Consider the following 22,242-nt stretch of genomic DNA (forward strand, 5'->3'; position numbering starts at 1 on the left):
GGAAAGGAGGCCGTGAAGCAGGTCTAAATTACTTCGCGCAAAACGAATTTTTTTGAGGAATGCCAAGCAGTTCTCAGGGACACTTCAGGCATTTTCTTAAGGGACAAAGAGCAGGAAGCGATTATATTTTAGCCAGCGCGGCGGGGTCAGTTGGGATCGAGCACCCCAGAGCCAGCCCAGCAGCAGCAAGATTCCACCACAGGCCAAAGGGTGTATAAAGCAGTAACAACAGGAAAAGTGCCGGGCTGTGCGCCCGGTCATGAATGGTAAGAGGCCTGTACGACAAACCGGGCTCCTGCAACCGCATTGCAGGAGCCCGCCTGACGCGCGCTACAGTTTGCCCACCACGTTGATGAAGAACCCCTGGCTGTCGTAGTCCAGCTGCGTCAGGTCATCCGAGAAGTCCGTGAAGTTGTAGCCCGCCCCTACCTTCAGGTGCTTCCCTACATGCCGGTAAACACCCAGCAGCGCGCCGCTCCGACGGTCCTGTGCATCCGGCAGGTCCAGCATACGACCCTCGATCAGCAGGTCCCACTCGTGCACGAAGTGCCAGTCCGCCCGCAGCACGTACAGGCTCGCACGGCTGTCGAAGAACTCCGGGTCCACCCGGTCCTGGCTCAGCTGGCCCAGACGGTACGCATACTTGGCCCCCAGGGTCCAGCGGCGCGTCAGGTCGTAGCTGGCGTCCACGGAGAAGATATGGCTCTTCTGGATGAACTCCGCCGCCGTATTCTCCACGGTCACCTGCCCGGCAGTGGGCACGTTGTAGAAGTAGGTGTACTTCATCAGCGTGTTCAGCCGGTCGTTGTCTACCGGGCGGTAGGCGTAGCCCATCACCGCCTCGGTGAACTTGCCGTCGTAGAACTGCCCCTGGGAGCTCTGGCTGTCGGAGTAGTTGAGCTTCGCCACCAGGCGCCAGTTCGGGTTGAGCTGGTAGCTGGCATTGTTTTTCAGCAGCCAGGTCTCCCGCTCGGACTCGGTCACGGTGTCCGCGTCCACCGGCGTTTCCATGGTGTCGGTACGGTATTCCACCGCCGACGACAGGCGCACCGCCTCGGTGCTGTAGCCGACGTTGGCGCCCACGGCACGGCGCTCGGTCTGGGCACCGGTGCGCGGGTCTTCCAGCGTGCCAGCTTCCATGCTGGTGCCGTAATGCCAGCGGTCGCTGGGCGCCAGGTCCATGCCCAGGGCATGGGTCAGGCCGGTGGAGACGTCACCGTGGGTGTAGCGCTCCTCACCGTAGACACTCAGACTGTCGGAGTAGCGACTGCGGAAGCCGCTGGCCATGTTGCCCTTGCGGGCACGCACGCCGGTATCGGTACGCTCGTTGTCGAGGGTGTAGTTCAGGTACAGGTTGGTGCGGTCGCTGATCAGGTAGTCAGTGCCGAGCCGCGCGGCGGTGCCGGTGTCTCCCTCGGACAGTTCGCTGTCGAGGGTCAGGCGCTCGCTCACCCGGTAGGCGCCGCCGAGACCGACGCGGTTGTTTTCATCGCGGTTACCAGTCACTTCCATGGTCTGCTGCACGAAGCCGAACGCGCTCCAGTCGGCGCCGGAGTTGTAGGCCGCTTCCACTGCCACGTCGGTGCGGTCACCCTGGGTCTGGGTCGGTGCCACCACCGGTGAGTAGTCCTCGCGGGTATCGGCGCGACCACCGGTGGTCACCCGCCATTTCTCATTGATGCGGTAGCCCACGGACAGGTCGACCGCGGAGGTCTGCAGCCCGTATTCCTGCTCGCGCTGGTCGGCCTTTACGCCCACATCGAAGCGCTCGCCGATGGGCAGGTTGACGCTGGCACCGCTCTGGGTGGTGTCCTGGTTCACCAGCTGGCCCGGTGCGGCAAAGCCCGCCTCGCGCTCCTGGTGGTAGAAGGTACCTGAAGCGCGCGCCCCCTCGAACACATCCCCCAGGTGCAGGCTGCCTTCCACCTTGTTGGCGGTGGCCTTGGGATCCGGGTTCAGCGCCTCGACGGTGTCGAAGCCATCCGCACCGCTGCGGCTGAAGCTGAAGCCGCCGTCGAGGGAGGACAGGCTGTCGAGGTTATTGCCCTCGCTGGTGGCGGACTCGATCTTGACCCAGCTGCCGGCACTGGCGCGCAGGGTCAGGTCGACGCCCTGCAGGGAGGACTCGTTGTCTTCCTCATCCTGCTGGCTGCCGCTCACACCGAGTTTCACGTGGTCACCCAGCCAGTAGTGGGCACGGCCACCCACGGCCAGGGTGTCCAGCTCCTCGAAGCCCGGGGTGTATTCGTAGCGGGTCACCAGGTATTGCGGGTTGCCGTTGTAGGAACCGTCCTGGATCAGCAGGTTGTCACTGGCGATGGCCGACAGCGGGCGGTTCAGCAGGATGCGGCCCTGGATATAGTCCACGTCGTAGTCGATCACCGGGGTCAGGTTCTTGACCCCCAGCACCAGGCCGGAGTCCTTGTCCCGCACCTCGACCCGCACCCGCTCGGAGCCGGCGAGGATGTCCTGGTGGCGCAGGAAGTAGAGCGAGCCACCGGTGCCGCGGAACTCGTCGCGACCGGCGATGGTGCCGGGCTCGGCACTGAAGCCATCGATCTCGAAGCGCTTTTCGCCGAAGCTGGTGACGTCGTCGGTCTCGTAGTGCGCATTGGCACCGTAGAGGGCACGGTCGATGTGGGCCAGTTCGTTGTCGGTGTAGGAGGCCTTGAAGTTACCCCACATGCCGTAGTCGTCGTACTTGGACAGCTTGACGTAGAACTTGCCGGAGGTCGGTGCGTCTTCCACTACGGTGGAGTCGTCGCCGAAGGTCGGGTAGTAGAGGTCCGAGTCCAGGCGGCGGAACAGCGCATCCGGGGTCTTCTCCATAAAGTTGGAGAACAGCTCGTCCACCGGACCCTCTTCGGTATCGGCGCTGGCGGACAGGTTCCAGCCCTCGCCGAAGTCACCGCTGGTGTAGAACGCCAGGCGACCGTCGTAACTCACCGAGTTGTCGTAGTGGGTCTCGTCACCGGTGACCAGTGACGCCGGGCCGTTGGTGTCGTCGATGCCGATGGTCAGGTCGGCGATGCCCACGGTGAACCAGTCGTTGCGGCGGAAGCGCAGGTCGCGCAGGAACAGCTCGCCGTTGCCCTGCTCGTCCAGCACCGCCACTTCCACGGTGTGCAGGCCGCGGGTAAAGATTTCCTCGGCCACGAACTCGCCGCTGTCACTGACCGGCACCGGGCGCCCCGCCACCCATACGGTGTGGTCCTCCGGGATCTGGCCACCGTTCACCAGCACCGAGTTGCCGTCCAGCGGGATGCCCTGCCGGGCCAGGCGGTTTTCACCGTAGCCCACCAGCAGCTCCTCTTCCGGGTCGGCTTCCTGCTGCGGCGGGTCCAGCCGGTCCACCAGCCACAGGGACTGGGGTTTGGTCTCGTCGTAGCGACCCGCATCATCATAGGCGCGCAGTACATACTGGAGTTTTTTCAGCGGCGCCTCGAAGGCCTCCATGTCGGCGCTCCAGGCGCCGCGGCCGTCGATGTCCAGCGGCACCACGGCCACCGGCTCGTCGCGCACGGACTGCTCTTCCTCGAACACGCGCACTTCCGCGCGCTCGATAAAGGCCGGATAGTTGGTGTAGCGCTGGAACTCGACGCGGCTGTCATCGACCTCGGTGTCCGGGTCGTCGGCGTAGCGCACGGTGGTGGGCCAGGCGCTGACGTTGAGCCGCGGGGCCATTTTCTGGTTGTCGAAGCGGAACTGGATATTGGCCTGTTCCAGTGCCAGGTCGGTACAGCGCTGCAGGTCGGCGGAGTTGCGGTACGGGTCGTACTCGGGACTGCCGTCGACGGTAATGCGCATCAGGTTCAGCGCGTAGGGATTGTTGGCCTGTGCCTCGCGGTCGATGCGCTCGATGGCCAGGCGATCCTGCTCCGCCAGTACCGCCAGTTCGTCGTAGAGCACCTGCACTTCCACGCGGGCGCCGCCCATCTCGATAAAGCCGGTGGACACCACATCGTCGGACTGCACGTAACCGCGGCCCTCGAAGGTGACCTGCTCGTCGGTGAGGGCGAGGCGCTGCTGCACCTGTTCCATCGCCCGGCGCGCGCGGGCCCGGGACAGGCCCACGTCATCACCGTAGACCATGGCCTCGCGGCGCTCCATGCGCTCGTTGTCGGTGTAGCCGACAAAGCCCACACGCACATTGGCCTTGCCTGCCACTTCATTCATGACACTGCGGATCGCCGCCAGCTGGCCGTCAGAGATAACCGGGTCGCCCTGCTCGAAGCGGATGGTGGGCAGCGTGGTATTGGGGGATTCGTGGGCGATGGTGATGGTCTCGGCGCCGGCATTTTCCGGGCAGGCCTGGATGCCGTCACCGGCGGTTTCCATCAGGTCGTCGTACCAGAACTCCACTTCCACCCGGCGGTTCAGGGCGCGGCCCTTGGCGGTATCGTTGGCGGCGATCGGCTGGCTGGCCCCCTTGCCGGTGAAAGTCACCGCGTAAGCGGGCAGGCCCAGGGCATCCCGCACCGCCAGTGCCACCCGGCGGGCCTCCGCCTGCGACAGGGCCGTCGGGTTATCATAGAGTTCCGCCGGGCCTTCCGGCAGTGCCTGCCCATCGGTGTGGCCGACAAAGTGCACCACCAGGTTCTGGCGATCGGCCATCTGTGCGCGCACCTCGCGGATACGGCGCACGAAGGCCTCAGGCAGGTCTACCTGGCCCGGCTCCCAGCGCAGCGGCGATACCAGGTTCTTGATCCGCGCACGCTGGTCGCTGCCATCGGCATAGCGCAGCCGGCACACGGTCTCCTGACGGCACACCTTGATGCGGTTCAGGTCCAGCGCCTGGGCGCGGGCCATTTCCGCCTGTGCCGCCTCGTCCAGCTCGTCGTAGGACAGACGCACTTCCACCCGGCGGTTCTGCGCCCGCCCCACACTGGTAATGTTTTCCACCGCCGGCTCGGCATCGCCAAGGCCTTCATAGCTGACCGCGTCTTCCGGCAGGTCCAGCGACAGCTGCATATACTCCGCCACCAGCTTCGCCCGCGCGCGGGACAGTTCTTCCTTGTCCAGGTACTCCGCCAGTTCCTGCTGGCTCAGCGAACCCGCACTGGTATGGCCGACAAAGTGCAGGCGGAGGTTATGGACTTCACCCAGGGCGGCGAGTTTTTCCCGCAGGGCGGCAACCGCCTCCTCGCTGATATCGTCGTCGACGCTTTCATACAGCAGCGGGCCGATCGCGTTTTCCTCGACCACCGGCTCCATCGCCTCCACGAACAGCGACGCATCCTGCACCCACTGCCGGCGCGGCTGGCCCAGGGTCATGGTCTCGGTGTTGTTGCCCACCGGCTGCTCGGTGTACTCCGCCGTGGTCTCCACATCGGTGGTGAGACCCGGGACCTGCTTCCACACTTCCCACCAGGCCGGTTCGCTCACCGCAGTGGTGGATTCCTGGGCCTGCAGCGGCAGGGCCAGCACGGCCGCCACGGCCAGGGCCAGGGGACGCAGTGCCATCGCGGGGACCTGTGGCTTGATGCCGCTATCTGTCTTGGCCCGCATGCAGGCACTGTGCTTGTTACTTTGCATAGAGGACATCACTCCCATCCCCCGATTCCATCCCCACTGCCCGGGGGCGCACCGCGCCTCCAGAACACCTCGGTTTCAATGGTCAGTTCATAATCGCCGTATTCGGCCGCCCATTCCTCGGCCACCTGCGCCTTGATCGCCTGCAGGCGACGCTCTACCAGCGCCGGATCCTCATTCTCGGCCAGGTAGGACAGACGCAGTACCGACGGGGCCTCGGCCAGTTTCTCCAGCAGCAGCTCCGTGCGCGAGTGCCACTGCGGGCGCAGCTCGGTGGTCTGCGGCTCGAACACCGCCTCGGCCAGGTCCAGGCGCACCACGCGGTGCAGGCCGGCGCCGAAGTTGAACTTGATCATCTTGCCCCGCGTGGCGCGCTGCACCCGCGGATTTTCCGTGGTGAGACGATAACCGCTGGGCAGGCTGCGGTCGTCGAGCTTCAGCACAAAGTTGGAACCGCGATCCTGGTTCGGCACCACCGCACAGGTGATATGGAAACGGCCGTGGGCATCGGTGGTGGCATTGAGGCCGGTGGCGGTCACCACCCGCGCCCCGGGCACACCGCCCTCACCGGCATCCTGGTAGCCGTTCATGTTCTTGTCGTCGTACACCTTGCCGATCACGTCGGTACAGTCGAAGGTCGGGTCGGGGATCACCCGTACCGTGGCCGAGGCCTCGCCCGACAACTGCTGGCCGGACAGGCCATTGAACAGCCGCGCACGGTTCACGTACTCGCCCTCGCCTACACCGGAACCAACCACCAGCAACAGCTTCACTGTGCGGGTCTGCTCCGGGTCGACACGCAGGCCCGACCAGCTCAGCTGCAGGCCGTTGACCTCCGGCTCGATCGCCTCGCCATCGACGCGGGCCGAGCCGGCGATGTACTTGAAGCCTGCCGGGAAGAAGTCCACCAGCTGCAGGTCCGTCAGCGGCACTGCCAGCGAGTTACTGAAGGTAATGGTGTACGGCACCAGCTGGCTGCGGGTAACGTTCAGCATCGCCGCCGTCTTGGTGATCGACAGTGCCCCATCCAGCTGCGGATCCACTGCAATGTGGTTGTTGAACAGCTGGCTCTCTCCCGGCACCTGGTTGTCATCCAGCGTCAGGCGCAGGTAGTAATCCGTCTCCGGGCTGCGCGCATCAATATCCAGCGGCGGCAGGGTCGGGGATGCCTGTGCCTCACAATAGTCCGCCGTCGCCGGCACCGCATCCGCGGCGCTGCCCAGGCAGGCCGCCACATCGAAGCCGGCGGTATCCACATTGGTCTGCGGCGGGATAATCGCCGACTCGCCCGCTACGTAGTCCTCACCGGGCAACTGAACCTGGATCAGGTAATCGGCGTTGGCCGGGCAGCCGGCACTGCTGAAGTTGATATCGAACTTGTAATAGCCGCCGGCACTGGTCACCTGGCCCTGCTGCTTCGGATCATCGAAGCAGGCGTCCGGCACTTCCGCCCCGCTCTGCACGTGCAGCATGGTGACGATGGCACCGGACACTGGAGCACGCAGCACCGAGTCATACACCACGCCATTCGGCGTCAGCGGCAGGTTCAGGTCCTGCGGGTTGGTACCCGAGCCAACAAAGATCTCGGTGATCTGCTGCGGGCCGTTGGTGAAGTCGGAATCCGCATTACCCAGTGACGCCGTGTTGGCACCGGCAGAGGGCGCAACATAGCGCAACTCGTACTCCGGGCCACCAGTGCCGTTAGGTACCAGGCCGTCGAACTGGAAGTAACCGTTCTCGTCGCTCTGCAGTGTCTCCTGCGGAACACCGTTGAAGTGAAGCTCCACGGTCCAGTTGGGCAGTATCTGCTCGTCTGCGTCTCGCTGACCATTGAAGTTGATGTCGTGCCAGAGATAGCCGCCGAGGTTGGCAATACCCGGCGTGCCACCCACATCGATGGCGACACTCGCCAGTTCGCTTACAGGAGGGTCACTCCACTGGGCGGTCGCGGTGTTGACCACCGTGTAACCTGTCTCGAGATCCGCACCCAACTTCGCCTGGAAACGTAGCGTGGCGGAGTCACCGACGGGAAGGTCACCGAAGGTCGCAGCAAAGTCGGCAGTGATTACCGGGCCATCAACGGTAATGCCTCCGGCCTGTCCATTCAGCACGGCCGAGTCTGCAACGTATGTGAGTACGCCCTCGCCCGCTGTCAGCAGGTCATCAGTGATTACCAACTGGCTTATCGGAACCGCACTGATATTGGTCACGCGGACAAGGTACTCCAGCGTCACCCCAGCCTCGGCGGCACCTCCACCAACGACCGCCACTTCCTTGACGATGGAAAGCTGCTGCGCATCCCCCACTACTACTTCGGTAGGCTGGGCGCCATTGGACGGGTTTCCGTCGGCGTCAGTCAGTGTCAACGGGAGTTCAACCGTACTCACACTGCCCTGGTTACTGATCACCGTACCAGTCGCAGCGCCCGAATCAACACGTACATCAAATACGACTGTGGCAGCCTGCCCTGAGCTGATGATGCCCTCGGCCGCGCCCGGCAGAGCTGGCGTCAGGTCAGCGGAGGAAACAGGCAGGCCTGTGGCGATCCGGGCTTCACCACCGCCATTGTCGCTCACGGTGCTACCGTTCAGTGTGGTGCTTCCAGAAACGTAGCTGGTACTGGCCGGAATCAGGTCGGTCAATTCCACCTCGGTGGCATCCACACCACCGATATTATTGACGGTAATCGTGTAGCGCAGTGTATCACCCGGGTCGACAATACCAGCGGTAAGGTTATCCTCCTGAATCGCGACACTCTTCTGCACAACCAGCAACGGAACGTCACCGACAATATCAATGGTGGGGTCAGCTGGCGTATCGGTGCCCGGGTCATCGGATGGGACTTCATCAAAAGCACCGCTTCCCGCTCCCGCGCCGTTCAGGAAGCCCTGGTTGGAGACAAGGGTACCGTCATTGACATCGTTGACGGTCACCTCGAAAGTGATGACAGCTTCACCATCACCGGAATTGCCGGGATCGGCCAGTAATACCCCCTCTACTGATCCGGGCGAGGAGAGCGGCATTCCGGATGCCAGGGGCGTGCTGCTATCCACGTCTGGTACCGCCACACCATTTAGCGTGGTGGAATTTACAACGTAAGTGGTGTTTGCGGGCACCTGGTCACGTAAGAGTGCTTCACTGGTGTTTTCATCACCGATGTTGCGTACCCGCAGCGTGTAGCGCAGGCTATCGCCCGCTAACAGCAGCTCTGGATCCCCGCTGATGTCTCCGGAAGTTTTCTCAATCACGAATGCCGGGGCGGATTCGATCACCACCCGGGTCGGATCCTCATCACCGGCCACGTCGGGATCATCTGCACCATTGATGTTCGGGTCATCACTGTAGATCGGTGTCTGCCCAGGTAGCTGCGCCTGGGCCTGGTTGAGTACCTCAGACAAGCTGTCGATCACCGGCGCCAGGCTTACCTGGTAGACCACTTCTACCCTTTCCGAGCCGGAGCCACTTGCACCGAGCTGCAGGTCACGCACTTCCAGCCGGCCTGTGCCGGCCGTACCTGAAGTAGCATCAGTGGCGGAGGCATCCGCTCCCGCCGGCAGGGTTACCACTTGCAGCGACCCGGGTGCATAGAACGGCAAGCTATTCAGGCGGTCCAGTTCATCGGTAAGGCTGACACCGGTCACCTCCAGGTCGCTGAGATTGTTTAGCGTCAGTGTGTACTCCAGCACATCGCCCGGGCTGGCGCTACTGGCGGGGCTATCGCCTGCAGTGATGTTTGCCACAGATTGCTGGAAGGTAATATTCGGCACCGCCGCAGTGGTGGTAAATGCATCTTCGTGGTCCAAAACGCCGGGGCTGCCGTCAACGGGCGCCGGGCGGCTGTACTCGCGCGCATCCGGACCATTACTGTCCCAGCTATACCAGCGCTCCACCCCGGCAACATTGGTCAGCTCGTCACCATCCTGTGTATCGGGATCCAGGATGGCATCGTAGCTGAAGCGCAAGTGGTGATCCGCAGGCACCATTGCATTGCTACCGACCGAGGTAAGGGTCAAGACACAGGTCGCTTCGTCAAACGCGGTTGTGAAATCAGCGCCTGGGGCCAGAGAGGCCAGCGGGCTGCCACCCGCATCCAAGATTTCCGCTACAAAGTTTTCCGGTGGGGTCTCGCACATACCGCCCGGGTCGGGATTCGGCAGGATATCAGTGATGTTGATATCCCATGCCGGGCCGGTACCGGTGTTGTGTATATCGAGCACGAAAGTGCCCGGCAGGCCCGACTGCACACTGGCCGGACCAGCCTTGACCAGTGTCAGTGCAGTGGGCTCTACAACCGTCATTTCGGCCGTGGTATTACCGCCACCGGTACCCTGCCCTGCAGCCGTATTATCGTTATCGAAGTTATAGCGATAAGTGGCACTGTTGGTGAAGCCCAGGCCTTCCATGTTGGGTGGATTACTGTCTCGCAGGCGAACTATCACATCGATGACAACGGCCTCGTTGGCCGGCACATCAATACCATTAGTGGTGTCCTCAATCACCAGATCAGTTCCCGAACCGGTATTTACCGGGGAGAATTCCCCACTGCCGGACACTTTCACTGCACCGACAAACACCAGGTCTGCCGAGGAGGCTCCCAGGTCCAGCAATACCTGTACGTCGTTGAGGGCGGCACCCTGGCTGGTACCCGGAATGGTGACCCGATACGCGAATGGCTCACCAATCGAGGCCGTCGGCTGGGTATTCTCGATCAGCAGGTCCTCGGCACTGGGGGTATTGAACTGCACGCCGACGGGAGTAGTGGGACCATAATCCTCACGCATACCCACATCTGCCGACAACCCCGCCAGGCCCGGCAGGTCGTCGTCATCCAGTGAGTAATACACCTCTGCGTAAGCACCATTCTCGATCGAAAGCCCGGCACCCAGGTTGTCATCCGCCTGGACCCGGTAGGTCATCTGCAGCGACTCACCCGGTGCGATGGCGTAGCCGGTCCCCCCGCCAAAGTCCCACACAGCCTCACCGGTGGCGGCATCATAGGCAGGCGCCACGTCGGCGATATTGGCACCGTTGACGATGGTCGATTGCACCGTAACGCCGCCCTGCCGCAGGCCTACCGGGACCAGGTCGCGGAAGACCAGGTCATAGGCCGGTGCAGAGCCGTTGTTGGTCACGGTCGCGGTGTAGTCGATGGTGTCGCCGGATGCCAGGGTCGCACCATCAGCCGGGCTGGAGCTCATTGCCACCGCCAGTTCCGGCTGCAGCAGGCCCAGCGTTTCACTGCCGGCGAGGCTGTCACTGCCACCGGCAATATCGCGGGTAAATTCGATATTGTTCGTGAGAGGTGTGTTACTGGCCGGCCACGGGTGAACATCCTGGTTCAGCACGCGTGCCCGGTAGCGGATAATGAATTCGTCGTTGGCGGCGTCGTTATCGCCAGCATTCACCAGGTCCGCAATGTCCCAGCTAACCGTGGTCGGGCCGGTGACGGGATCGCCGCCCTGGACCGGCTCGGCGATCTCGTTGTGAGTGAAGGGAGCAACCGCCGCAAACGGCGCACTGGTGTCACCATTCACGGCCAGGGTGCCGGCGAACACCATACCCTGTGGCAGGGTATCAGTAAGGACAGAATTCGGGTGACTGCCCTCCTGCAGGGTGACACGCACTTCGTATTCCACCAGGTCACCGACCCGCAGCTGGTTATCGGCAGTGTTGAAGCTGTCACTGAGGCGGTTCTTGGCGATGACGCTGTCGTTGGCGGCAGCCAGTGCGGCAATCTGACCGTCGATGAAATAATCGTTCAGGGCCGGCGTGGCAGTACCATTTCGCTCGTAGGGACCGCTGTTATCGTCGTCCAGGCTGGTCCATTCGATACGGCTTGTGCTTGTGAGGTCCGTCAACGCCAGTACAGCATCCGTTACCCGCACATCGTAGACCAGCTGTACAGTCGAGGCGGCAGGGATATCCAGGTCACTACCGGAAACATCCCAGGTGAGCTGCTGCGCCGTGGCAGTACCGTCCCCGGTCACTGCCGGATCGGCCAGGGCCGCCCCGGCAAAAGTGGCGGAACCGGTGACAAACTCGAGGCCCAGCGACAACTGCTCCCGCACCAACAGGTCAAACGCATCGGCGCTGCCTGCACCGCCCGCCTCGCTGATATCGAGCGTCAGTCGCAGGATATCGCCGGCATCCGGTGCGTCGCCGGGGGCAGTCTGGTTGTCGATGATTTTTGCCAGGGCCAGTTGCGGCTCGATAATGGTGAGCGGACCTGAATTCCCTGCCCCGCCATCGATCGCGGGGCCACCATCGAACTCCGCATAGGTGTAGCTGGCCACGTTTTCGAAACTGTAGCCCGCCTGGGTAGTGCTGTTGTTGGCGACACGTGCACGGATTTCAATCTGGGCGCGGGTGCCGGCGGGCAACAGGTCGATACGCAGGTCCAGGTTATTGCCGCTGGTATTGGTGTCATCCACTGTCAGGCCGTTGCCACTGATTTCAGCAATGCCGGTGATTTCCAGTGCGGGATCAAGCGTATCGGTGATGACCACGTCATAGATGGCCGAGGCACTGTCCTCGGCCGGCACCAGCAGCTGGTAGACGACTTCCTCACCCACCACGGCGGTGCCGTCGGCTGGCTGCAGCAGGATCTTCTGCAGCGGGTCGACACTGGTGGGTGCGGTGTTCATCTGGAAGGGTTCAGGTACGACCACCGGACCATACTGTTGCGCGTCGCGCGGAGGCAGCGACCAGTATTCATCCACAGTGAAGGTATTGGTCCAGTCCTGCCCACCTCCGACATCGGTGTAAAAACCGATATCGTAATCAATCTCGAGGCACTGCCCCGGGTCGACGGGCGTATCCAGCGCGAACAGCATGTCTTCACCGCGGGCAGCCGGTGCAGTGTAGGTGTAGTCGGCCGGGTCCACTGGCGTACCGCCGATACGCAGCTCCAGGTTGGCAATCGAGGCCTGGTCCATCTCCGCCGGCAGGTCATCGGTCAACTGCAGGCCGTAGGCCGGTGCGTCGCCGGCATTACATGCCCGCAGCTGGAAGCGCATCACTTCGCTGGCCAGGTCCATGACCATGTAGGGGCTACTGCGACCGTCGCGATCGGTCTTTGCCAGGTTATCGAGCAGGGGCTGGACCACCGTAATCGTGGCGCTGCTCTCGAGCCGCGGATCGCTCGCCGGCGGGTTGCCGCTGGCGTCGGTGTAAGTCAGGCTGGCCGTATTAGTCAGCGCAGTGCTGGCCACGTGGGGGATGCCGCTGTCTTCGGTCACCCGGGCAACATACTCGATCACCAGCGGTGTCGCAGTGCCCAGCTCCCGTGTGACATCCCCCAGGTTCCAGACAAGTGTGCCGGTATCCCCGGCCGCCGGAACACTGGCCCCGGGGATATCCGTGTAACTGTAACCGCCACCGGCACTGTAAGGCGCCGCGTCATCACCATTGATGCTGAAGGAGTCCAGCGTAAGGCCGGCCGGCAGTACATCAGTGATCACTACCGCGTTGGTGGTGCCGGGCTGTACATTAACCAGCAGCTGATAGGTCGCGGTATCCCCTACGCGCAGGGTGCTGTCGGCGGGATCTGCGTAACTGTCGGCAACCACCTGCTTGTCCAGGCCGCTATTATCCTCGGTATTGATCGGGGCTTCGGCCGGCCCGGCGCAATAGTCGTTGGGCGCACTGGTAACCGGGCAGCCGATGCCGTGACGCTCGTAGGCATCACCATTGGTCTCACTGTCATCGAGCGACGTCCAGTCCAGCACTACGCTGTTGACCACCGGCTGGCCAAAGACTGATTCCACCGTGGCCCGGTAGGTCAGCTCCAGGGTGCTGCCCAGTGGCAGGTCGAGGCTGTTGTCGCCGTTGTCGCGACCCCAGTTCAGGGGACCACCCGGCGTACCTGCGGGCACCGGCTCGAAGCCTGCTACCGGGTTGCCATCGACCGTGGCGGTGGGGGTAAAGCTGTCATCCAGGCGCAGCTCCGGAGGCAGGTCGTCGACCAGGTTGAGATCGAATGCATCCGCCGTGGATCCGCTGTGGGTAACGGTGATGACATACTCCAGCACATCGCCGCCCTGCGCCAGGGCGGGATCGCCCGTCGTGTTGGTCACTGCCTTGGTGATATCCAGCTGCGGCTCCACCGCAGTAACGGGCGAGGTATTATCCGTGACATTCCGTGTTGTACCGCTCTCGCCGTCGAGGTAATTCAGGTTGGCACCATTCTGCAGGGAGTCCCCCGCATCTGTGGAAATGATCTCGTTGTCGACCCGGGCGAAATAGGTGATGCGGATGAGCGGGTCGATGCGGTTGCCGGCAGTGTCATTTTCACTTTCGGTATCCACCTGGCCGATACTCCAGGTGGCGTTGTTGGCTGTGTCGTTTCCGGGAATAGCGTTGAACGCGGCCTCTGCCGGGGCCTGGCCGTTGATGGCCTCGATGCCGACAAATTCGTAGGTGATGTCAAAGTCGGCGTTGTGCGTCAGCACATAGCTCGCCGAACCGCTGGCCAGCTGGTCGGTTACCGTGACATTTTCACTGACCCCCTCCGGCAGGCGGACCTCCAGCTGGAACTGTTTGTGCGCACCGATGGTTGGTATCACGGCCGGGTCCAGGTCGGACTTCGACAGTGCCAGTGGCGGCACCTCGGTCTGGCCTGCGGCACTGGTTTCGTAATCATTGACAGGATCGGCGGCATTGGGCAGCACACCGACACGCATGCCGTCTGCGGCACCAGCCGCGCCAATCTGTCCGGCCGGGTTCAGGGCGATGTCCCGCGACGGCAGCGACTGCCAGCGCCCCTCGATGGTATTGTCGAGGATCTCATGGGGGGCCACATCCTGTTCCACCTGGACATCAAAGGTGAAACTACGACTCTGCCCGGGCGCGATTCCGTAACCGGCGCTTGCCGGGTTCCAACTGAAGATCGGCGAGTTGGCACCTACGGTTGTGGTATCGGCGTTCTCGGGCGGATCGTTGCCACCGATATTACCCAGGTAAACCAGACCACTGTCGACGAGGTCATCCAGCACCTGCAGGTTGTAGGCGGTCGCCGAGCCGGTATTTTCCGCAGTTACCGTCACCGTCAGTACATCTTCCGCATCGGCTTCTGTAACAGCAAATGACTTGGTCAGCGCGATGGCCGGTTCCAGCACTTCCACTTCGTGGGCCTCGAACGGTACCACCACCGGGTTGCCACCCTGGTCGATATAACGCGCATCTGCCACTGTGCCATTGCCACCATTGACCAGGATATCGCCGTCATTGGTGAACTGGCTGTTCTCGACCCGGGCGATAAATTCAATCTGGAAATCAAACAGGCTGCCGGAAACCATGGTCACTTCCTGGTCGCCGAAATCCCACTCCACATAGTCGTTACTGCCGGTGCTGGTACAGGTCGGGGTAATCTCACCGCCCGGCACAAAGCCCGCAACATCGTAGGGGGCGGCATCCAGGTCCACCACGGGCGCATCGACGCAGCGCATCCCCGGCGGCAGGTTATCCCGGATGATAAAATTGCGCAGTTTGGATGCGGGAATCTGGGTGGTGAGCTGGTAATGGATTTCCTCACCGACCACGGCGGTGTCGCGGCTGCCACCACTCGCAGTACCGTTGGACAGCTCGACCGCCGCCTTGGGCTGCGCCCGGACCTCGATAATGCGCATCTGCGCTTCTGCATCCGCGGAGCGGTAATGGCGCGCGCGCCCCGCCTCCGGAGTGCCATCGGCGATGCCATCATTATCACCATCACTGTCGATCCGGGGCGTGTTCTGGCTACCGAAATCCCCCTCGAGACTGTCGTAACGGGCAAAGAAGGTATTGGTAAACAGCTGCTGCGGTGCCACTGTCGGGTGGGGCTTGACCCGGTAAAAGAGCTCGACTGACTCGCCGGGATTCAGGCGCTCGAGGGCCGCGGACTGGTTGTAAGAGAAGGTGATCACCGCAGGCGTGCCCCCATCGGCACAGTTGGCAGCGGGATCATAGTCATTCTGGTTGGCAGCCAGGCCCACCAGGCCATCGTCTCCGGCGATGGTCTCAGCAATACCGTCACCATCGTTATCGATGCCGTCCGCGTCCAGGGGCTCCACACACATCTGGCCGGACGCATCCAGGGTATCGGTAATCACCAGGTCGTAGGCGGGCGCCCGATTCACACCGGCATCAGACTGGCGGTTGGTGACCGTTAACCGGAAGATGTAGGTCTGGTCACGGTGGCCCTCGTCGGTAAGGTCGACAAAATTACTGCAGCTGGTACCAAGACCATAAATCGCCTCATTACAGACCTGCTTCTCAACCTCTATAAATGGCTCGCTGATCGTCAGGTCCACCCGCCATTCGTCCTCGGCGGGGTAACCAGGGATGTCCGCCGGTACGCCGGCAGCATTGTCGACGATCACGGTTTCCCGCACCCCTCCGGTCTCGAAAACCGCTGCAAAGGCCGACCTCGCGAAGTCGGTGCTGACCGCAGCATGCTCGTTGGGGGCAGCCACTGTATCCACCGGGTCATTCAGGAAGCGGCTGGTCAGGTCTGTGAGGAACCAGCGATTACGCACATCGATGGCCCCGCTGACTTCCCACAGCGGATCCACTTCGCTCAGGGCACTGTTAAGGCCCCCCAGTTCACTGATGGAATTACTGGCGCTGAGTTCAGTGCACTGCGAGAGGGGATCAGGCAGCGTGACGTCATTACATGTAAGTGGAGTGTCGGCTATATAACCCTGTCCATCCGGCAGGTCATCACCAAAAGAGACCGTATTGACCTCAATCAAGGTGTAGCCCGGCGTGTCAAAACCGAACCAGCCACCAGCCTGGATCTCAACCGTGCAATCCTCCCCGGGAATCACCAGGTCATTGCTAAAGCCAGGCTCATTGAGTTCCGTGCACTGGCCACGGGTACGCTTGACCAGGTTAAAGCCCAGCACCCGGGCGCGATCACCATCGAGTGTGTAGTTATTGGCCAGTTGTTTTGACGGTGTGGTCTGACTGACATCTGCCGGTTCAGGGAAGCCCAGCGCAGTACCGTCGTCTAGAGTGATTTCACCCACCACATCGGCGCGAAAGGTGAGGTCGTCGTCCCCGGCGTTGTGGTTCTTTTCCACCTCGAATACGACTCGCTCTGTTGTGCCCGGAGCGACGACGCCGAGGTCCGCCGCCGTACAACGATAGACAGTCGCCGATGCCGGGATATAGTCAGGATCATTCCAGACTGGATGTACGGGCGGGTTACCAACTTCCAGGCAGTTGCGGTCGTTATTGAGAACCGTCATTGCCTCACCAAAGGTCACGTATACTGCGTAGTCATCGGCATCGTGCCCACCGTTGTTGGTGATATCCACAGTCAGCGGCGAGGTACCTGAGTCCCTGACAATATAAAGAGGATAAATTGTCGAGACATCCAGGTCTTCCGGGTCCGGCGTGACCGGCGTGTTCACTACTTGAGTCGGCGGGTTGTTGGTTGAGCAGAAATCTTCCCAGTCAATGCTGAGGATATTATCACCAATTGGGATATTGCTGTCCGGATCTGTTCCGGTCGCGACGTTTTCTTCCGGGTTGTCCAGGTCTGCGACCACATCGTAAAAATCACGCTCGACTGTCACTATACGAAAGCGGACCCGGATCTGGTCCCCATGACGCATCATATTGAGCTGATCTGGATAGTCCGGGTGAGTGGTGCTGCTCAGTAACCTGAATTCAGGCTGGTTATTGTTCAGGGGATCTGCATCCCACTGGTTCCAGGTTGAGCCTACCCGCCATTGGAGCTCGTCCACCATTCCCGGGAAAGATCCGGCATAACTAGCACCGTGCCCACCATCAACCCCCCGGGTAACACTACCTCCCAGTATCTGCGGAGTGTAGGTGGTATCAACCACATACTCGTCAGGAAGGTCACTGGTAAATACTATGTCTTTTACAGAGCCGCCACTCTGGTTATTCAGGGTAATGGTGACAAAACCTGCGGCTCCCAGTGGCTGCGCAGTATTGGTGCCGGTGAACTCCACAGAAACATTGAGGTTGTTGTTCGACAGGGCTATCAGGTCTTCGGTCTCCGGCTGGTTACCCACATTCCCGGTAGCAGGATCGAAGATACCCCCGGGACCGTTGTTGGTTACCTCGCAACCCCATTGCAGGTCGTCCACCACATTAGTTGAGTTCTGGCAGGAGCTGGTGACCTTGCCCACCAGGTAAAGCACATTGGTACCATTGATGCCCACGTCCACATCGCCAGTCACACCAAACGGGTCGTCGACCGTAAAATCATTGAGGGTCTGGCCAGCGTTGATACAGGAGGATCCAACCGGTCGCGTACCATTATTATTGGCGATAGCCAGTGCCGAGGCCTGTGACGGGCAGGCGTATTCAATATCGGTATTCGGGTCCGGCACCAGGGTATCCAGGCGCACATCCTGCATCGGCGCATCACCGGTATTGTTGATCCGCACCCGCCAGACCACATCGTCATTGATATTGCCGTAGACATCGTTACTCCAGTTGGTCTGGTTTGCATCGACGTTGCGACCCTGGTTCTGGATCTGCGGGATGGGTTCCTGCAGGTCCAGGATTTCAGAGTCAGAGCTGGTTCCAGTTTCACTACCGCAGTACTGGTAACTGGCGCTGGCGGAGATACTGCGGGACAGCGGTGCTGCCACCAGGCTTTCCTCACTACCAGGGCGACTGCGGACATTGAAGCTGAGTTCGATAAAATCACACTGGTTATCGAATACATTTCCGTCACTGCAGAATGCTGGCGACGAAGCACCTATGTCAGTCAGTTCAATGGAAAGGCCATCATCACCATCGACCGGTGCTCCGCCAGTGATCGCTCCACCGTTGACAGATATGCTGCCTGCATACTCCAACTGGGGATTATCGAGGTCAATGTCGAGAGAGATGTTTTCCAGCGGTTCATTCGAAGGGTTACGGACGCGGACAGTTACCTGGCCTTCGCCACATAGCTCACAGTAGCTGTCCCCGTCGATACCTACTACCTGGGGCAGGCTACCCCCGGCCTGGCAATTCAGTGCAGCCTCGGCTTCAGAAAACGGCAACAGGCTTGCCGCACAGGAGAAAACCGCTCCTGCGAGAACCCTCTGGAATCCTGTCCAACCTATTGCATTCGACTTCTGCGCCACTGACTCGACCACCCTTTTGGACACCCATAAAACAGCAACCCTACTGGGCTGCCATACGGGCTGGCACGCCCGCGGAGCGGACTTTATAGATAGCGGAACTTACAGGCCGTGAAGCAGGTCTAAATTGGATTTTGTAGAATTCTTTCCAATAACTTTGCCACACAGTTCTCACAGCTAGGGGAGCTATGAGCAGGACAAACTGAAGGCAGGCAGTAGTTACAGGATCTGCAGAACGCGGGACTCGCTAGAAGAGGGAAGCCCCTCTCCTCAAATGAGGAGAAGGGCCGATGGCGGGATCAGCCCGCCGGCAGGAAGTCGATGGGATACAGGATGGTGATGGTTGGCACCCCGGCCTTCGGACCGAAGTTAAACCGCTTCACCCGCGCCGTAATCTTGCTGTTCAGTGCCGGGGAGTCCATATCGCTGGACTCGACACTCACGGCAGACACGGAACCATCCGGCTCGATCGTCAATTTCAGGACCATCTTACCCTGGAGGGCCGGGTTCTTACGCAGCTCCCGGTTATAGATACGGTACAGGGAAGCCTTGTAACGGTCGAAGACGATCTGGATTTCTTCGTCCGTACGGGAAGGCCCGGTACCATCACTGAGCGGACGCTCCTCGCCGGCGAAGTCACCTTCGCTACCAATGGAACTCTCAACCCGGGAGAAGGCGACACCCTCCATCGACGAGCCGGTACCACCGACATTGCGGCTTATATTGGCACTGGCAATGCCACCGCTGTCGCTCTTGGCCGCTGCAGTAATCAGGGAACGCTGGCTGCGATTTTCCTTCTTACCCGCGGTGCTGAGCTGGGTGCGCTCGCCGAGGCGGTTGTCGAGGTCATCCTCGATGAGGTCCTGGAAGTTATCCTTGAACGCCAGCACGCCGGAGCGCTCAGCCTTCTTGCGGGCCTGCTTCTTCTCCGCCTTGACGGGCTTGGGTTCTTCCTTGGCTACCTTCTGCTTCTCGGGCTCAGGTTTCTTCTCGTCCTTTTTCTCTTCCTTTTTCTTGGGCTCGGGCGGAGGCTTGGGTTTCTTTTTCTTCTCGATCACCAGCTTGGCCAGGCGCTCGGGAATCTCCACCACATCATCTTCCGGCTCGGGGACCGTCCACAGCGGTATGCCATAACCCAGGAACAGGGCCAGCAACAGGGATACCAGCAGGCATCGGCGGAAGCGCTTGTCGTCATCGCTCTGGGTATGCCAGGGCATCACCGGTACGCGACTGTCGGACAGCACCAGGTCGCGGGTTACCTCGAACTCGAACTTAGCATCCTCTTCCGCGCGGCGCAGTTGTTCGGCGCGGTCATCGAGCTCGAGGATATCCTCTTCGTAATGTTCGATCTTTTCCTGGATCCGCCGACGCCGCTCCTCGAGCATCTCGAGGTTGGTTTCGTAGACGCTGACCTTGCGCTGGACACGATCAACCACCGCACGGGAGGCACTCTGGCTGAAGTCATCAGACCAGAACATCTCACTGTGACCGGTTTCATCCAGCCGCTGGAGCTTTTCCGCAATATCGGCCAGCAGCTGGTACTGCTCGGACTCTGCAACCAGGTCTGCCAGCTTCGCCTCGACCTGGCTCTGCTCGCCTTCCAGTCCGCGAATCCGCCGGCGTACCTCTTCCAGCTCGCCGCTGACCGCCTGCTTTTGTTGATCTAATTTACTCACGAACTTCCATTAACCCTGAGATGCTTTCTGAATGACCGCTAGAGAAATCCGCGTATAGCCGGCCTCGGTACAGCTGGACATCACTTTTTTCAACAGGTTGAAGGGAATCGCCCGGTCCGCGAGGATATTGACCTCCGGAGGTTCTGCCGGTACTTCCTCACCACCTTCAGCAACGGTCTCTCCGCCCTCTTCCTGTGCCTCCTGCGCCTCAGCTTTGGCGACACTCAGGGCTTTACCCATTTCTGCTGCCATCGCCTCCTTGATGGCTTCCACAACTGTTTCCTCACTCTGGATCAGGTCCTCGGTACTCATTACCGGCTTGGACTCAACCAGCACTTCCTTGTCGGTGACCATGAGTGTCACCGTTTCACGTGGCCTGGATTCGACCACCGAATCCGGCAGTGTGATCACCTTCGGGGGATCCAGCGCCTCGTTGCTGGAGGTGTTGGTCAACAGGAAGAACACCAGGATGGTGAATACATCCATCAGTGATGTCAGGTTCATACCCGGCGTCTTGCGTCGACGGCTCCGGGACATGCGTTTCATGCGTCGGCTTTCGTGTCTCACGGCGCATCTCCTATTGATATATCCGGAAAGAGCTCAACCCGCTCAACAGATTCCGGATCACTCGGGTCGCTCCCCTCACGACGAACTTCCGCACCGCGAATCGTATCCATGACACCGACCAGGTACTCGTACGGGATGTCCGGTTCCAGCAGCACCATAGCATCGGTCTTCTCGGGATAATTACCCTTGATCTTCAGCAGGAACTCACTGAGCTTGGCCAGGTCGTAGACTTCTTCGGTCTGGCGCAGGCTAGCTTCTTCCTCCCCGGCATCTGCTACAGGCGCTTGCTCACCTGTGGATTCCTCCGGGGACTCGCTTTCCTGCCCCGGGTTGGGGAAGCGGGCAATGACTTTCTCGCCGTCACTGATTTCCAGACGGTCCTGGCGAACTACAACCTCTACCGTGACAGTAGGGTCGTCCGGTGCACCACCGCCCGCACCGGACGGCATATTGAGCTCCATGATGGTGACGCGCGAGAAGACCGCCGACACCAGCAGGAACGGCACCAGCACCACCATCAGGTTGAGGAAGGCGGTGATGTCCAGTTCCGGAGCTTCTTTATCTCTCCCGTGGCGCCTTCTTCTCATTACGCTTTTTCCACTTCCGCTACTTCTTCTTCCTGCTCGGGCGTATCGGTCTCTGCCGCTGCTTCACTTTCTGCAGCAGCCTCGGTTCCAGCATCGGCGGTAACAGCCTTTTCCTGGCTATCGGCCTGCTGCTCGTCCGGCTTGACCTCACCGCGGCGACGCGTAGAGATTGAGATGATATTAAGAGCCTTGACAGACACCATTTCCAGGCTGTCGACGATTTCACCAGTCAGTGAGTTCAGCAGGGCGTGAACGATCAACAGGGTAATACCCACCATCAGGCCGAAGGCGGTGGTGTTCATTGCCACAGAAATACTGGCGGAGAGAAGGTCGGCCTTTTCCGCCGGGTTGGCATTGGCTACTGCGGTAAACGCCTCGATCAGGCCCATAATGGTACCCAGCAGGCCCAGCAGCGTAGCAATGTTGGAGAACAGGGCCACATATGGGGTGCGCTTCTCGAGCTGCGGGATAATCTCCATCATGCTCTCTTCCATCGCGATCTCGATGTCCTCACGACGGCGCACGGCACCCTGGCGGGCAAGTCCCATGGACAGCAGTTTGCTCACACCGGAGTTATCCTGCTTGACCAGGTTACGGGCCCGGTCGAAGTCACCGGAGGTCAGCACGGGCTGTAACTTGTCCCACATGGCGCGGTTGGTGTGCCGCTCGTAGACAAGCCGGATATAGCGCTCAACGGCCACCGCGGCCCCCAGCGCGAACACCACGAGAATGGGGTACATGAATGCACCACCAGTCTGGAAGAACGCGATTACGCTGTTGAAAAAGTCCATC

At 61.1% G+C, this 22,242-nt stretch carries 6 protein-coding genes; all 6 read right to left on the reverse strand.

Annotated features, from left to right (window positions below; all coding sequences use genetic code 11):
• Positions 1-330 precede the first annotated feature (330 nt).
• The gene (locus tag LVE68_RS06225; protein WP_233006161.1) at positions 331-5,535 is read right to left on the reverse strand and encodes an OmpA family protein; all 5,205 of its coding nucleotides are present in this window, start codon (positions 5,533-5,535) and stop codon (positions 331-333) included.
• Positions 5,536-5,543: 8 nt separating this feature from the next.
• Positions 5,544-18,539 (reverse strand): isopeptide-forming domain-containing fimbrial protein, encoded by a 12,996-nt coding sequence (locus tag LVE68_RS06230; protein WP_233006163.1) that lies wholly within the window; start codon positions 18,537-18,539, stop codon positions 5,544-5,546.
• A 380-nt stretch (positions 18,540-18,919) separates the two neighbouring features.
• The gene (locus LVE68_RS06235; RefSeq protein ID WP_233006164.1) at positions 18,920-20,296 is read right to left on the reverse strand and encodes an AgmX/PglI C-terminal domain-containing protein; all 1,377 of its coding nucleotides are present in this window, start codon (positions 20,294-20,296) and stop codon (positions 18,920-18,922) included.
• A gap of 9 nt (positions 20,297-20,305) precedes the next feature.
• Positions 20,306-20,863, reverse strand: coding sequence for an ExbD/TolR family protein (locus tag LVE68_RS06240; RefSeq protein WP_233006165.1), 558 nt, complete (start codon positions 20,861-20,863; stop codon positions 20,306-20,308).
• Positions 20,860-21,450, reverse strand: a complete 591-nt coding sequence (locus tag LVE68_RS06245; RefSeq protein WP_233006166.1) for an ExbD/TolR family protein — start codon at positions 21,448-21,450, stop codon at positions 20,860-20,862. Before LVE68_RS06245 ends, LVE68_RS06240 begins: the two co-directional genes overlap by 4 nt.
• Positions 21,450-22,241 carry a MotA/TolQ/ExbB proton channel family protein gene (locus LVE68_RS06250; RefSeq protein WP_233006167.1) on the reverse strand — a complete coding sequence of 264 codons (792 nt, stop codon included), beginning with the start codon at positions 22,239-22,241 and terminating at the stop codon, positions 21,450-21,452. Before LVE68_RS06250 ends, LVE68_RS06245 begins: the two co-directional genes overlap by 1 nt.
• Position 22,242 lies beyond the last annotated feature (1 nt).

Source organism: Microbulbifer sp. YPW16 (assembly GCF_021290385.1).
In the GTDB taxonomy this organism is placed as follows: Bacteria; Pseudomonadota; Gammaproteobacteria; order Pseudomonadales; family Cellvibrionaceae; genus Microbulbifer; species Microbulbifer zhoushanensis.

Bases quoted from the DNA above. Each gene is read 5' to 3' on its own strand.
- LVE68_RS06225 (WP_233006161.1), bottom strand. From the start codon at position 5,535: ATGCAAAGTAACAAGCACAGTGCCTGCATGCGGGCCAAGACAGATAGC.
- LVE68_RS06245 (WP_233006166.1), bottom strand. From the start codon at position 21,450: ATGAGAAGAAGGCGCCACGGGAGAGATAAAGAAGCTCCGGAACTGGAC.
- LVE68_RS06250 (WP_233006167.1), bottom strand. From the start codon at position 22,241: ATGGACTTTTTCAACAGCGTAATCGCGTTCTTCCAGACTGGTGGTGCA.